Source organism: Clostridium tetanomorphum (assembly GCF_017873215.1).
Taxonomy (GTDB): Bacteria; Bacillota; Clostridia; order Clostridiales; family Clostridiaceae; genus Clostridium_AO; species Clostridium_AO tetanomorphum.
On the sequence record NZ_JAGGKA010000003.1, the window covers coordinates 43,327 to 58,689 of the forward strand.

At 31.5% G+C, this 15,363-nt stretch carries 10 protein-coding genes and 2 pseudogenes; all 12 read left to right on the forward strand.

Annotated features, from left to right (window positions below; translation table 11 throughout):
- Positions 1-48 precede the first annotated feature (48 nt).
- Positions 49-2,358, forward strand: coding sequence for a spermine/spermidine synthase domain-containing protein (locus tag J2Z24_RS03720; protein ID WP_051593105.1), 2,310 nt, complete (start codon positions 49-51; stop codon positions 2,356-2,358).
- 174 nt (positions 2,359-2,532) lie between these two features.
- Positions 2,533-3,708, forward strand: a complete 1,176-nt coding sequence (locus J2Z24_RS03725; protein WP_051593104.1) for a murein hydrolase activator EnvC family protein — start codon at positions 2,533-2,535, stop codon at positions 3,706-3,708.
- Positions 3,709-4,173: 465 nt separating this feature from the next.
- Positions 4,174-4,977 carry a class I SAM-dependent methyltransferase gene (locus J2Z24_RS03730; RefSeq protein WP_051593103.1) on the forward strand — a complete coding sequence of 268 codons (804 nt, stop codon included), beginning with the start codon at positions 4,174-4,176 and terminating at the stop codon, positions 4,975-4,977.
- Between the two features lie 123 nt (positions 4,978-5,100).
- Positions 5,101-5,922 carry a helix-turn-helix domain-containing protein gene (locus tag J2Z24_RS03735; RefSeq protein ID WP_035144661.1) on the forward strand — a complete coding sequence of 274 codons (822 nt, stop codon included), beginning with the start codon at positions 5,101-5,103 and terminating at the stop codon, positions 5,920-5,922.
- A gap of 399 nt (positions 5,923-6,321) precedes the next feature.
- Positions 6,322-7,332 carry an ABC transporter substrate-binding protein gene (locus J2Z24_RS03740; protein WP_035144659.1) on the forward strand — a complete coding sequence of 337 codons (1,011 nt, stop codon included), beginning with the start codon at positions 6,322-6,324 and terminating at the stop codon, positions 7,330-7,332.
- Positions 7,333-7,427: 95 nt separating this feature from the next.
- A pseudogene (locus J2Z24_RS03745) lies at positions 7,428-8,192 on the forward strand (FecCD family ABC transporter permease); the annotation flags it as partial.
- A pseudogene (locus tag J2Z24_RS03750) lies at positions 8,191-8,964 on the forward strand (FecCD family ABC transporter permease); the annotation flags it as partial. The pseudogenes J2Z24_RS03745 and J2Z24_RS03750, both read left to right, overlap by 2 nt.
- Before the next feature lie 139 nt (positions 8,965-9,103).
- On the forward strand, positions 9,104-9,889 hold the full coding sequence (locus J2Z24_RS03755) for an ABC transporter ATP-binding protein (protein ID WP_035144658.1): 786 nt from the start codon (positions 9,104-9,106) through the stop codon (positions 9,887-9,889).
- 29 nt (positions 9,890-9,918) lie between these two features.
- Positions 9,919-10,668, forward strand: coding sequence for a nucleotide-binding protein (locus J2Z24_RS03760; RefSeq protein ID WP_035144656.1), 750 nt, complete (start codon positions 9,919-9,921; stop codon positions 10,666-10,668).
- Between the two features lie 2 nt (positions 10,669-10,670).
- Positions 10,671-11,960, forward strand: coding sequence for a nitrogenase component 1 (locus J2Z24_RS03765; protein WP_035144654.1), 1,290 nt, complete (start codon positions 10,671-10,673; stop codon positions 11,958-11,960).
- On the forward strand, positions 11,947-13,185 hold the full coding sequence (locus J2Z24_RS03770; RefSeq protein ID WP_035144652.1) for a nitrogenase component 1: 1,239 nt from the start codon (positions 11,947-11,949) through the stop codon (positions 13,183-13,185). The genes J2Z24_RS03765 and J2Z24_RS03770 overlap by 14 nt, the downstream gene beginning before the upstream one ends.
- A gap of 174 nt (positions 13,186-13,359) precedes the next feature.
- On the forward strand, positions 13,360-15,354 hold the full coding sequence (locus tag J2Z24_RS03775; protein ID WP_035144650.1) for a thioredoxin domain-containing protein: 1,995 nt from the start codon (positions 13,360-13,362) through the stop codon (positions 15,352-15,354).
- The last annotated feature ends 9 nt before the right edge of the window (positions 15,355-15,363 follow it).

Genomic DNA, 15,363 nt, shown 5'->3' on the forward strand with positions numbered 1-15,363 from the left:
TTTGTTGATTAATTATTATAGAAGTTTAATTAATTTATGGAGGTAAGAATGAAAGCAAAATATAATAAGATGGATATTAAGAGTAGACCCATGGTATATATATATTTATCTATATTTTTTACTACAATGGCACTGTTCACATATGAAACACTACTTACAAGACTATTTTCAGTTATATTAACTTATAATCTAGTTTTTATAGTAGTATCTTTTGCAATTCTTGGAGGTGGTATTGGTGCAATAATAGCCTATAAAATATTGAAGGGGAGAAGTGGAGAAAGGTTATTAATGCTATCTTCGGTATTGCTACCTATAAGTTTTATTATATCTATATCAATAATGTATTTCTTTCCATTTAGTCCAACTTTCTTAATATATATGCCAGCATCACTGGGGCCATTTATTTTGGGTGGAATGATAACATCTATTATATTTAAAGAAAAGTGTAGTCAAAGCAATAGATTGTATTTCATAGATTTATTTAGTTCTGGTTTAGGAAGTTTAATTATTATTAAACTTATGGATTCATTTGGATTTTTAAAAACTATAATTATAGTTAGCATTTTTGCTATAATATCTATAATTAGCATTAGTTTGTATTACAAAAAAACACTAGGAATAATTATAGGTTCATTCGCTTTAATAATAATTAGTGTATTAATATCAAATAATAATATAATTGAAACTATAGGTAAAAATTTTTATTCATATCATACAAGTCCTTTAACAGTAATGGGAAGATATGCAAATTCAAATAACAAAGTTGAAATTTTATTTTCAAAATGGGATTCTATATCAAAGACAGATGTAATTGATATCAAAAATGATAATGAAAAATTTATTATTACAGATGGAGGGGCAGCTGCTCCTATTGTAAAATTTAATGGGAATCTAGACTCAGTTAGAGAACTAAAATCCGAAGTTAATTATATTCCGTTTTCTTTTGGAAAAAATAAAAAATCACTTGTTATAGGTTCTGGTGGAGGAAAGGATGTAATTTTTGCATTACTTGGTGGAAATAAAAGAATTGATGCAGTTGAAATAAATCCTTCTACTATAGAAGCAGTAGAGAATTTTAAAGAATTTAGTGGTAACATATATAACTTTCCTGGAGTAAATTTATATAACCAAGATGGAAGATATTTTATAGAAAATAGCAAGGAAAAATATGACAATATATATTTATCAATGGTAATGACGAATTCTGTAGAGAATACTATGTATTCTTTATCTGAATATTATATATTCACAGAAGAAGCATTAAATCAGTATTTTAATCATCTATCAGAAGATGGAAAACTATCTTTTATGGTTCACAACTCAAAAGATCTTATGAAAGTAGTAAATACTGGGATTAAGGTATTAATAAATAAAGGGGTACAGGAAAAAGATGTAACCAACTATTTTGTTATAGTAGATGGAATTACTAAAGAACAGAAAAATGTTCATAGAAAGCAAGTGGTTATGCCATTAGTTATATTTAAAAATAAGCCTTTTACTCAAGAGAATATTAATTCAATACTAAATACTGCAAAAATGCAAAATAGATATATGTTGCATTACTCCAGAAATGAAATGGAACCATATAAATTTTTAGGAACTGGAGAAATGACTTATAATCAGATTATAGACAGTATAAGTTTTAATTCTAAACCAATTACTGATAATAGTCCATTTTTCTATAATAATTCTAAATCTATTCCTATAGAAATGACTTTTATAATAATTTTAATTTCCATTGTTATATTAGTTATTAAAGATAAGTTTTTAAACAAGATTGAATACAGAAAAGCAGCCACATATTTTGCTGCTTTAGGTATGGCTTATATGTTAATTGAAATTCCACTAATACAAAAGATGATTTTATATTTTGGAAGTTCTTCTATAGCTTTTAGTTTTGTTGTATTTAGTTTATTAATTAGCAGCGGTGTAGGAAGTCTTGTAAGTGGAAGCAAAATAGTTGAAAAGTTTACATTCAAATTACCTTATTATATTCTTGCTGCTGGAATTATGATTGTAGCAAATCAGTTAGGATCAAGTTCTATTTTAAATCTTACAAGAGATTGGCAAATCACATATAAATTCCTTGTAATATTTTTTAATGTGTTTCCTATGGGATTCCTTATGGGGATGGCTTTTCCTTCAGGAATTAAAAAACTTGGAAGTTTTAAAAATAATGAAAGCGTAATTCTTCTTATGATTGGAGTAAACGGCGTTTTTTCTGTTCTAGGATCAATATTAGCAGTAGTTATATCTATGAAATTTGGATTTAATGTTACAATATATGCTGGAGCAGTTGTTTATATTATGCTATTTATATTAAACCCATTGGGTGGGCTTAATATTAATGCTAGTTAAAGTCTAATATGATTTATGGGCTAATTCAAAATAAAGTGTTGAGTTAGCCCTTCTATTTTAGGTAACAATTCCATTCAAATGCTTAGTAGTGTCTTCATAGCATCTTCATATTTAATGGATATAATATAAAAGTATAGTTAAATTTACAACATAATATTGAAGGGATGAAATCATATGAGACGCAGTATAGCTTTACTAATAACTATAGCAATAAGCAGTTCTGTATTTTCTTATGCTGATGCAGCAGGAATTCAGGATAATCAGAGTAAACTAAATGAAATAAAGAAATCCATTCAGCAGAACAAAGACAAGTTAAATAATGTTACTATGGATAAAAATAATGAAGAAAAAGAAGTGGAAAAATTAGATAAGGATATGGAGAAAATAGCTTTAAGGCTTCAAGAATTAAATTCTAAAATTATAAATTTAAACTCTGATATAAAGAAACATGAAAAAGAGATTGAACTAAGAAAGCAGGAGTTTTCACAAAAGAATGAAATATTTAAGGAAAGAGTTAGAGCAATATATAAGGCAGGAAACAGAGGATATTTAGATATAATTTTAAATTCAAAGAGTTTTTCGGATTTTATAAGTAGAATAGATACAGTAAAAAGAATTATAGCTTATGATAAGAATCTTATAGATGATATAAAAAGTAAGCAACAAAGTTTAGAAAAAAACAGGTCAGACTTAGAGAATACTAAGAAAAATTTAGCTATATTAAAAGATGAGGTATATGAAAAATATAAGTTATTACAGGCATCATCAAATGTAAAAAAACAATTAGTTGCAAAGCTTGAAAGAGATAAGAGCTTTTATGAAAGAATTATTTCCAAAGAGCAATCAGATTCTGAAGAACTGTCTAGAGCCATTCAACGTATGAAAAGTGTAAGTAATAAAATAGCAAACACAAGAGGAAGTAATATCAATGCATCTTCTTTACAAGTAAACTCTGAAGGAAAATTGTTTTGTATAACAGGAACACCTTATCCTATTACTTCTTCCTTTGGAATGAGATTTCATCCAGTTTTAAATTACAGTAGACTTCATGCAGGAATAGATATAGGAGTACAGATAGGTACTCCAATTTATGCATTAAAAGATGGTGTAGTAATTGCAGCCAGAGCTATGTCAGGGTATGGAAATGTAGTGATGATTGACCATGGAGATATAACTTCTGTTTACGCCCATAATTCTTCATTAGCTGTATCTGTAGGACAGACTGTAAATGGAGGACAGTTAATTTCTTACTCAGGTAATTCTGGGATTTCTTCAGGACCACATCTTCATTTTGAAATAAGAAATTTAAATGGACAACCCATACAACCCGATGAGTATTATGTGCATTAAGTTTAATAGCTATAGATCTAGTAACTGAATATAGTAAGAGTAACATCTATATACATTAATGACTTAGGTGTATATGTTTTTATAATTAAAGAGTTTCAATTATTAATAGAATTGACTTAGTACATAAGCCATGCTAAAATATTTAACATTGGAAGCAATAACAATAACTAAATTTATAAGAAAAGGTGGGGTGACATCCGACCACTTAGTGTTATATTAGTTCGAATAACATAAGTAGCTTGGAGAATAATACAAATTTATTAACTGAATGATTGGGAAAAACTGTTTTTTAATAAACAGTTTATTTGTAATTCCTAATTTATCAGTTAATGGTTTTTGTGTATTCTCTAGGGCTACTTTTTTATTTAGCCGTAGAGTTGTCTACGGCTATTTTTTAGTTATTGGTATTGCTTCCAAACCTATATGAATTTAATGATTAGAATATATATAAAAGGATGGTAAGAAATGAAAACTATAAATTTAGAAACAAATGAATTAAAATATATTTTTTCAGCAGTTGGATTATCGAATATAAATGGCGAAAATTATAAAGAAAGATTAAAAAAGCATAAACAGATAATTGACTATTTAATACATTTAAATAAAGCTATAGATAGATTATCTCGTAAGAGGGAAATTGTATTAGTAGACTGTGGGTGTGGTAAAAGCTATTTATCTTTTATTGCTAATTACTATCTTACTACAATTGAAAAGAGGAAAGTAAAGTTTATTTGTATTGATTATAATGAACATGTTATAGCAGCTTCAAAAGAAGCAGCGAAGAAACTTAAAATTAATAATATGGAGTTTATATGTAGTAATATTTTCAATGTGGAGTTTTTAACAATAAAGCCTGATATAGTATATAGTTTGCATGCTTGTGATACGGCAACTGATATGACAATAGCCAAAGGAATTTTAGAAGACGCTAAGTATATAATGACAGTATCTTGTTGTCAACATACTGTGTTAAATCAAATAAAAAAACATCCATTAACTGCTATTACTAGGCATGGAGTATATAAAGAAAGGTTAGTTGATATGGTAGCAGACTCTATGAGAGCACTACTTTTAGAAAGTAAGGGATATAAGGTTAAATTATTTGATTATGTAGCCTCTAGTGAAACACCTAAAAATATTATGTTAAGGGCTGAAAAAATAGGAACATTAAATAATAAACATGCAGAGAAATTTATAGAAGATTATAAAAAACTTCAAAGTATGTTTAATGTACAGCCTAAGTTATATAACTATATTAAAGGAATATAGATTAGCCAATGAAAAGCAAACTATTATTAATTTGTAATATAATATTATAATATTTGTATGTTGAAGAATACGAACAAGATGGTAGAATTGTTATAGAGCTTAGTGCTAAAGGGGGAGCAATAAATGGAAATGGAATTAATTGATATTGTAGAACATTTTGCCCATACCTCTTTTCAAGTGGAAGGAGTATATAATTATAGTATTGAACCGGGGAGTTGTGGTAGTGTAAAAACATCACCATTTCCGGGATTTATCTTTCCCTTGGCAGGTGAGGCGAATTTTATTTTTGATGGAACTTCTTATACAGCAGGAGTTGGAAATGTGATTCATGGTGGCGCAAATATGAGGTTGGGTAAGAGGGTAGTTGGTAAAAAAAAATGGAATTATATTTTGGTTCTTTACAGCATACGTAAGCCTGAACCAGAAGGATTTTCCCTAGAAGATGAACATTTTGAATTTGTTATAGGACAAAGTCCCAGGCTTCTTGAGTTGTTACAACGATTATGGAGAGTATCAAATCAACCTGGAGCGATTGCTACATTCCAAACGGAAACCATATTTCGTTGCATATTGGATGAAATTTTTATATGTGCACGTAACCAATCAAATGGTGATGACCGCATATTATTTAAACAAGTATCAGATTATATTCATGAGTACTATATGGACACGCTTACCATTCGATCTCTTGCGGAACTACATGGGGTAAATGAAAATAGATTATTCTATGTGTTTTCAAAATATGCAGGAATGGGTGCAGGAGATTATCTTATGATTCATCGACTAAATCGAGCAAAGGAATTACTGGTAACAGGTGATGCTCCTGTAGTGGCGGTAGCCAAAAGTGTGAGATACCATGATCCATATCATTTTAGCAAGAGATTTAAAAAGCAATTTGGTATTTCCCCAAGTAAGTTTCGGGAGAAGTTCAGATATAAAGTGTGATGATTTTAGGGTGCTTTCCATTTTGCTAGAATTAAATCATTTTATATTACTTATTTTTCATATTTAATATAGATAAAAGGAAGTTTTTGGATTCTTATTGTTTAAGGATTTAAGAGCTTCTTTTTTTAAAACCATTTTTTACAGCTTTTAATACTGATTTTTTGTTGGAATTACAATAAAAATTATAGCTTATCTCATGAAAAGTCTTCAATAATACTATTTGATTATTGAATTTGCTATTTAGAAGAGATTCAGGAATAATGCATTATGGATTCAGTAATTATCCATTTTCATATAATTTTTTATTTGCTATATTAGTCGTAGTCCACTTAGTCATAACTAACTTAGCTAATATGATGACCATTATATAGCATTTAAATTATACAAGGAGGAATGAAAATGAAAAAATTTATGGGACTATTTGTCTCACTTATATTAATCATAGGTATACTATCTGTTTGTAGTGGAACTCATAATAAGGATAACTCAAGTAAATCGGATAATACGTCCACGAAAGAGACATATACAAATAAGTCAGAAACAAAAGATAATGAAAATTCTCAGTGGCCAAGGACCATAAAAGATGCAACAGGAAAAGGGATTAAATTTGATAAAAAACCTAAGAGAGTAGCAATTCTTCATGCTTCGTTTTTGGATTATTTCTTTGCTTTAAAAACACCACCAACTGCTTCTGCTGGAGCAACAGTTGGTAGCGCAATGAAGTCTTTAGATGAATTTGAAACACTTAAGCCATATAAAGGTACTGCCAATGTTATAGATTTAGGTAGTGCTAGAGATTTAAATTTAGAAGCGATTTTGGAATCAAAACCAGATGTAATTGTGACATTTAGAGGTCATGTAGATAAGATTTATGATAAGTTGGTTAAAATAGCTCCTGTAGTTCAGATTGACCTTAAAGATTCTTGGCAAAATAAAACTATGCAATGTGCAAAAATTGTTGGAAAAGAGGAGTTAGCCATTAAAATTATAGATGAAACTGAGAAGGAAATTAAAAAAACTAGGGAGCTTTTAGAAAATCATAAAGACAAAACAGTTGCTTTACTTCGAGTTGATGGAAAGGGAAATTTTGTTGCTTTTGGCTTAAGTAATACTATTTATTACAACAAAACTCAGGGCTTTAACTTGTCAATACCAAATGGCTATCCTGAGAATAGTGAGATTATTTCATTAGAAGGCTTGTCTAAGATAAATCCAGATTATATTATATTTAGACATTTGGCACAAATTGTTAATTCTACAGTTGAAAAACAAAAATCTTCTCCTGTATGGCAGTCACTTAATGCAGTAAAGAACAATAATATTTTATTTTTCGATGATTCTTTAAATAGTGAAAGTCCACTGGCATTACAGATTGCAGCTAAGAATTTAACAAAAGCCATATCAAAATAACCTTTCATTGGCAAACTAGATGTAACTTAAATGGAAGTTTAAGATTTGTTTGGCCTAATAAAAATAGTTTACAGTAATAAGGAGGTAGCAATTGGATGAAGAAGCCAAATACTGTACAGATGAAGAAAAAAAACCATCTATGGACAATGTGGTTGATTGTATTAGGGGGATTAGGATTACTTGCTTTTATTATGGCGGTTTCTATAACCAAGGGAACAGGGGCGATGACCTTATTTTCCCTATGGGATGCTTTGTTTTACTTTAATGGCAAAGAAATGAATCATATTGTTATAATAAATCTCCGTATGCCTCGTGTTATAGCAAGTGCTTTAGTTGGTGCATCTCTTGCTGTTGCAGGAGCTATTATGCAAGGAACTACAGGAAATCCTCTGGCTGATTCAGGTTTACTAGGGCTTAATGCAGGGGCGGCCTTTACTCTTTCTATATGTTTTGCCTTCTTTCCTGGGATGAAGTATATGCATATTATCTTCTTTTCTTTTTTAGGAGCAGCTTTGGGAGCCGGATTAGTTAATGGAATTGCTTCTATGAAAAGAGGTGGACAAACACCTATTCGTCTTGTATTGGCAGGTGCAGCTGTCAGTACACTGCTGATGGCAATGAGCCAGGGAATTGCCCTTTGTTTTAATGTGGCTCAAAGCATTATGTTTTGGACTGTTGGTGGTGTTGCAGGCTCTAATTGGGAACAGGTTAGGATAATGTGGCCTTGGATAATAGTAGGACTCATAGGAGCGGTTTTATTATCACCTTACATTTCTATTTTAAGTCTAGGCCAGGATGTTGCAAAGGGACTGGGAATAAATATAAAGGTGGTAAATACATTTTCTTCAATTATAGTTCTTAATACAGAGTGTAGCTAAAAACCCTCTAGCTGATCCTGGACTTTTGGGCATTAATGCGGGGGCCAGTTTAATGGTAATTTTGTATGTACTAATTTTTAGTGCCAAATCTTTTCTATCGGTGTTTACCTTACCTTTTCTAGCGTTAATAGGAGCGGGTATTACGGCAGCTGTAGTATATCTTTTTTCTTATAAGAAAAATGAGGGCGTTTCAACTATGTGACTTATTTTAACTGGTGTGGCAGTACAGGCAGGAGTTTCGGCATTAACCACCTTACTGGTGGTGAAATTGGATGATACACAGTATAACTTTGTTGTTGCTTGGCAGGCAGGAAGTATTTGGGGCTCCAACTGGAAATTCGTGCTAACATTGCTGCCTTGGTTATTAGTATTGATTCCCTATGTATTAACCAAATCTCGTGTTATGGATATACTGAATCTTAGTGATGATATTTCCTATAGTCTTGGTGCTTCAGTAGAAAAAGAACGTCGTAGACTGCTTGCAGCAGCAGTAGCCCTTGCCGCATCATGTGTAGCAGTTAGTGGAAGCATTAGTTTTGTAGGGCTTATAGCACCACATTTGGCAAAGAGACTTGTTGGACCACGTCATCGTGTACTTCTATTGACTAGTATATTGGTTGGTGCTGTATTAGTATCTGTGGCAGATACTATTGGACGTGTTATCATTCAACCTTCTGAGGTTCCAACAGGAATTGTGGTAGCTATTATCGGAGCACCATATTTTCTTTATCTTCTTTCTAATAGCAAGGGCTAACCATAAGATGATTAATGGTATTGAATGCACATTAAGTAAATGAAGTTTACAAAAATTTTAATTTTAGCAGTAGATAAAGGTTTAGTTAATAGATTTTACTATGGACAAACCATGTATTTAATATAAGGAGTAAGGGATTATGAACAGTATTGCAACAAAAAAATTAGCCATCGCTTATGATGACAAACTCATAGTTGATGATTTGAATATTAATATACCAAAAGGTAAGATAACTACCATAATTGGACCAAATGGCTGTGGAAAATCAACTGTTCTGAAGACTGTAGGACGTATTCTAAAACCAAAAAAAGGCGTAGTGTACTTAAACGGTGATGATATTAGAAATCTTTCTACTAAGGAGGTAGCACAAAAGATGGCTATACTGCCGCAATCTCCTCAAGCTCAAGCAAGGCTTACCGTTGGTGAAATTGTATCTTACGGTGGATTTCCACATCAGAGGGGATTTGGTAAATTGTCCTCTGAGGATAAGAAAATAATTACATGGGCATTAGAGATTACTAAGCTAACTGAATTTGAGACCAGAACAGTGGACAACCTTTCTGGAGGACAACGTCAGAGAGTGTGGATTGCAATGGCACTAGCACAGCAGACTGATTTGATATTGCTAGATGAACCTACCACCTATTTGGATATGGCATATCAGTTAGAGGTATTGGAGCTTTTATACAAGCTGAATAGAGAACAAAATTGTACAATCGTCATGGTACTCCATGATTTGAACTTAGCGGCGCGTTTTGCCGATTACATGATAGCAATACGTAGTGGAAAAATTATAAGGCATGGAACTCCAAAAGAGATTATGACCAAAAAGGTTTTAAAGGATACTTTTCACATTGATGCGGAGATTGGGTGGGAGTCTAGAACAGGGAGACCCACATGTATTTCCTATGAACTTATCAAGTAGTAGAAATAATATTAAAAGGAGATGTTTATATGAATAAAATTGCAATTTATGGAAAAGGTGGTATTGGTAAGTCCACTACAGTATCTAATGTATCTGCAGCTATGGCAGAAATGGGGCTAACAGTAATGCAGATTGGATGTGATCCCAAGGCGGACTCTACTCGTAATCTAACTGGTGGTAAAAACATTACTACAGTATCAGATACTTTGAGAGAAAAGGGTGATATAGAGTTAGATGACCTTGTATTTAAAAGTAGTACTGGTGTTTTGTGTGTAGAATCAGGAGGACCAGTTCCAGGTGTAGGATGTGCCGGCCGTGGAATAATTACTGCTTTTGAAAAGTTGGAAGAATTAGATGCATATGAAGTATATAAACCAGATGTTATCCTCTATGATGTATTGGGTGATGTGGTATGCGGTGGATTTGCTATGCCTATTAGAGGAGGATATGCTGATGAGGTTTGCATAGTGACATCAGGGGAAATGATGTCACTTTACGCAGCTACAAATATCGCACATGCGGTTAAAAGTTTTGGTAAGCGTGGATATGCATCCCTACGAGGATTGATATTAAACTCTAAAAAAATTGAAAATGAACAAGAGTTAGTTAGAAAAGTTGCAGAGGAAATTGAAACTCCAGTAATTCACACTATGGCACGAGATCCTTATGTACAGAAGGCTGAGGCTTTAGGAAAAACTGTAGTTGAAGCCTTCCCTGAATGTGAGATGGCAGAGCACTATCGTACTTTGGCAAAGATTCTATTGGAGGGAGGAAAGTGATAATGAAGGAATTAAAACATCTAAAACACTTATCTTCAGTTAAGACAAATGCCGGTGTAAAGTTTTTGACTCCTGCAGCTTTTCCGGGAAATCATTGTCCCATGCATACTACACTGGCACTTAGTTCAAGGGTCAAGGGAATGTCTACATTGGTTGTGGGCACACCGGAATGTGGAACCTATAGTCGTAATGTTATTTCCAATATTAAAAGTGAAGAAGGAGAGATAAATTGGACGTATATTTTAGATTCAAACGAGGTTGTATTTGGATGTCGCAGGGGATTGATTAAAACTATCAGAGAAATGGATAAGTCTGGTGCAAAAGCTATTATGATAATTTTAACTTGTGTTCCGGAGGTGATTGGAGAAGATATGGAGGCCATTGTACATGAAATGCAGCCTGAAGTTTCAGCTCTATTGACGTTTGTATTAATGGCACATTTTAAATGTAATAGTTATCCTTCTGGTTATTGGAAAACTTTAGTATCATTTAGGAATTTAATGAAAAAGGGAAAAACAAGTTCTGATACAATCAATATTCTTGGTCGTAGTCCAAGAGAAAAGCATGTTCCTATGCCAGGATTATTGACAGCATTAGAAAAAAGAGGATTTTATCTTAGAATGCTTGCTCCAAAATCTGATGTTGAGGATTTTATTGTTTCACCGGATGCAGCTCTTAATCTTGTACTTTCACCTTTCATGAATTCTTTGGCTGAAATGATGTGGGAGAAGTTTCAAGTTCCATTTATAAGTCTTCATGAGACTTATGATGTATTTGAAATTGATAATCTCTACGAAGCTGTGGCAAAATCATTAAAAATTAGGTTTAACCATGAATTTGATGAATGGAGACAAAGAGCTATTACATTGGAGAAGCAAGTAGAAGATGTGTTTAAAGAAAAAAGCTATATTTTAACTCACATTGGTGCCATGATGCCTTTACCACTTGTATTATATTTAACCAAATTTCAAATGAAGCCTATGCTTTTACATATGGATGAATTTTATCCTGATGATACAAAATGGGCAAAAGCTATTAAAAAGCAAGGTTATGATCCTATGATTTGTCATATGGTAAACGATAATTCGGATATAGCTGAACATATTAAGGCAGAATTTTCTTTAGGAGAACTTTTAAAAGATTCCTCTTCAATTCCTTGTGTGCCATACTTGGAGGATTTATATGGACAAATGGGCTATGAAAGAACAGTAGTTTTATTAAGTAGGATGTTAAAGATGTATGAAAAAGTAAATATGCAGGAAATAAGGAGGAATAGTTATGGGAATTCATAGATTTAAACCGCCGATGTCAGGCAGAATGGGAATATTATGGACTCTTGCTTCAATCCGTGATGCCGCTTTGATTGAATACGGATGCATGGGACATATGCAGTATGGGCGAATGTTTTTAAATCAAGCTGGTATATCTAAAGGGTGTAAATTATACTCTACTCATATTGACGAAGCAGATATTTCATTAGGAGATACTAGAAGGCTTAATAGTGTTATTGCTCAAATTGTAGAAAAGGATAATCCTAAAATTGTTTTTTTGTTGCCATCTTCAGTGCCAACGGTTATTGGAACGGACCTAAAGGCTATATGTGAAGAATTACAACCCAAATATCCTAAGGTTTTTTTACTTCCATTTGGATATGGGGGGTTTAACATATGTGGACATCGGGGTGTTCAAGAAGCACTTTTGCTTCTTGCCAAAACATTACCAAAGGATATAGAAAAAACACAAGAGCCTACATTTAATATAATTGGTTCTTGTGCTGATTTATTTCGCTTTCATGCTGATGCAGAAGAACTTATCCGTATAATGAAAAGCGCTTTTGGTATGGAGAAACTTTGCGTTATGACCTCTGATACATCTGTAGAACAAATTGAGAATATGGGTGGTGCCTATATTAATTTAGTGATACGACAAGAGGGAGAGGCTGCGGCAAAACAATTGAAGAAGCAATTTGGAACGCCATATTTATTGGCTAGACCTTACGGAATTGAGGGAACTTTAGATTGGATAGATAATATAGCTAAGATTTCTGGATTAACTTTAGATAATAGTTTTGTAAAATTAGAAAAAGAAACAATTATCAGTCAAATTTCACCTTCAATTCCTATCTTTGAACATATAATACGAGAACATCCTGATGAAACAAGAATTTCATTAGGAGGTCATAGAGATGTAGTAAAAGGTATTCTTTGTTATGCAGAAAAAGAACTATCATTAATTAAAGGAACTTGTTGGTGCGATTGTCCAAGTATGACAAGTGAAGAGATTCCTTATTTTTCAGAAACTAAATGGGTACAGGCTATAGAATGGGAGAAAAAGGGACTTCTAATGGCAAGTGGAGAAGCTTTGAAATGGGCAAAACGAAATATAGAGCTTCAAATATCTAACCCTGATATAAAATGGAGATTAAATCCTTATGAATCTCCATTTATGGGATTTCGAGGAGCTATAAATTTAGTTAACTTATGGCTTAATGGGCTTTTAGAGCAAATAAATGATTAGATATACAGTGTAGATGTTAGAATCAAATTGATTGTGCATCTGTACTTTTTATTGTAACAATTAATTAAAATGTAATAAGTATAAATATTATTTCACAAGGATATAAAGAATAAAATTGGAGAAGATAGAAGAGTAAGTATATGATTGAAAGAATAAAACAAGGAGATGATGTCCATGACTAAGAACAGAGAACCTAATAGATTGATTCATGAGAAGTCGCCATATTTACTTCAACATGCACATAATCCAGTAGATTGGTATCCTTGGGGAGAAGAAGCTTTTCAAAAAGCAAAGAAAGAAGATAAACCTATATTTTTAAGCATAGGTTATTCTACATGTCATTGGTGTCATGTAATGGAAAGAGAATCTTTTGAAGATGAAGAAGTTGCGGGAAAATTAAATGAGAATTTTATTTCCATAAAGGTAGATAGAGAAGAGAGGCCTGATGTTGATAGCATATATATGACCTTTTGTCAGGTTACTACAGGTAGTGGAGGATGGCCATTAACTATAGTTATGACTCCAGACAAAAAACCTTTTTTTGCTGGAACATATTTTCCTAAGGAAAGTAAATTTGGAAGACCAGGATTATTGGATATTTTATATACTATTAAGGAACAGTGGGAAAATAATAAAAAAGAATTGATTAATTCTTCAGAGGAGCTTACAAAAGAAATAAATAAATATGTAATAAATGAAAAAAGTGATGAATTAGAAGAAACAATTATAGAAAAGGCATACGAAAATTTAAGAGAGATATATGATCCCGCATATGGAGGATTTTATACTGAACCTAAGTTTCCTACCCCACATAAACTTATGTTTCTTTTAAGAATATGGAAGATTTATGGTTATGATCAAGCTTTACAAATGGTAGAAAATACTTTGCAAAGTATGTATAAAGGAGGAATATTCGATCATATAGGTTTTGGATTTTCAAGATATTCCACAGATAGAAAATGGCTTGTACCACATTTTGAAAAGATGTTATATGATAATGCACTTCTAATTATTGCATACACAGAAGCCTACCAAGCTACAGGAAAAGAAATTTACAAAAACATAGCAGAAAAAATAATTAATTATATTTTAAGAGATATGACAGATAAGGAAGGTGGTTTTTATTCAGCAGAAGATGCTGATTCAGAAGGAGAAGAAGGAAAGTTTTATTTATGGACAAAAGAGGAAATATCAAACATTATAGGAAAAGAACATGAGGAATTATTTTGTAAAATATATGATATAACTAAAGGAGGAAATTTTGAAGGAAAAAATATACCTAATTTAATAAAATATGATATAGAAGACATAGATAAAAATTTAGAAGAACAATTGATGGAAATAAGGAAAAAATTATTTTCTTATAGGGATAAAAGAGTACATCCTTATAAAGATGATAAAATATTAACAGCATGGAATGGATTAGCCATAGCTGCTTTAGCATATGCAGGTAGAGTGTTTAATAATGAAGATTATATAAATTCTTCTAAAAAAGCTATAGATTTTATATTAAATAGTTTAATAAGAGAAGATGGAAGATTACTTGCTAGATATAGAGAAAATGAAGCAGCTCATTTAGCATATTTAGAAGATTACTCCTTTTTAGTATGGGCATTAATAGAGCTTTATGAAAGTACATTTAATAATGAATATTTACAAAAAGCTATATCATTAAATGAAGAAATGATTAATCTGTTTGAAGATAAGGATAAAGGAGGATTCTTTATATATGGAAATGATGGGGAACAGCTTATTTTAAGGCCTAAGGATAGTTATGATTCTGCTATACCTTCAGGAAATTCTGTAGCTGCATATAACATGATTAGACTTTATAATATAACAGAAGATGGATTTTTTAAAGAAAAGGTAGAAAGACTATTTAACTGTTTTGCATATAATATAAAAAATAATTTGGAGTCTCATAGCTTTTTACTCATAGCTTTTATGTATAATATTTTTGGTAATGAGCAAATAGTTATAGAAAAAGGAGAAGAGGATAGTATTACCAAGGAAATATTACCACAAATAAATAAAAGGTTTTTACCTTTTAATGTAACATCTATAAAAGAAATAAATAAAGAGGATACATATGTTCATATATGTAAGAATTTTAGCTGTAGCAAACCAGTTTCTACTTTAGAAGAATTCTTAAATATTATCAATAAGTAAATAAAATAT

What these genes read in the sequence shown, in the direction of transcription:
- J2Z24_RS03720 (WP_051593105.1), top strand. Translation starts at nt 49, where the DNA reads ATGAAAGCAAAATATAATAAGATGGATATTAAGAGTAGACCCATGGTA.
- J2Z24_RS03725 (WP_051593104.1), top strand. Translation starts at nt 2,533, where the DNA reads ATGAGACGCAGTATAGCTTTACTAATAACTATAGCAATAAGCAGTTCT.
- J2Z24_RS03730 (WP_051593103.1), top strand. Translation starts at nt 4,174, where the DNA reads ATGAAAACTATAAATTTAGAAACAAATGAATTAAAATATATTTTTTCA.
- J2Z24_RS03735 (WP_035144661.1), top strand. Translation starts at nt 5,101, where the DNA reads ATGGAAATGGAATTAATTGATATTGTAGAACATTTTGCCCATACCTCT.
- J2Z24_RS03740 (WP_035144659.1), top strand. Translation starts at nt 6,322, where the DNA reads ATGAAAAAATTTATGGGACTATTTGTCTCACTTATATTAATCATAGGT.
- J2Z24_RS03755 (WP_035144658.1), top strand. Translation starts at nt 9,104, where the DNA reads ATGAACAGTATTGCAACAAAAAAATTAGCCATCGCTTATGATGACAAA.
- J2Z24_RS03760 (WP_035144656.1), top strand. Translation starts at nt 9,919, where the DNA reads ATGAATAAAATTGCAATTTATGGAAAAGGTGGTATTGGTAAGTCCACT.
- J2Z24_RS03765 (WP_035144654.1), top strand. Translation starts at nt 10,671, where the DNA reads ATGAAGGAATTAAAACATCTAAAACACTTATCTTCAGTTAAGACAAAT.
- J2Z24_RS03770 (WP_035144652.1), top strand. Translation starts at nt 11,947, where the DNA reads ATGGGAATTCATAGATTTAAACCGCCGATGTCAGGCAGAATGGGAATA.
- J2Z24_RS03775 (WP_035144650.1), top strand. Translation starts at nt 13,360, where the DNA reads ATGACTAAGAACAGAGAACCTAATAGATTGATTCATGAGAAGTCGCCA.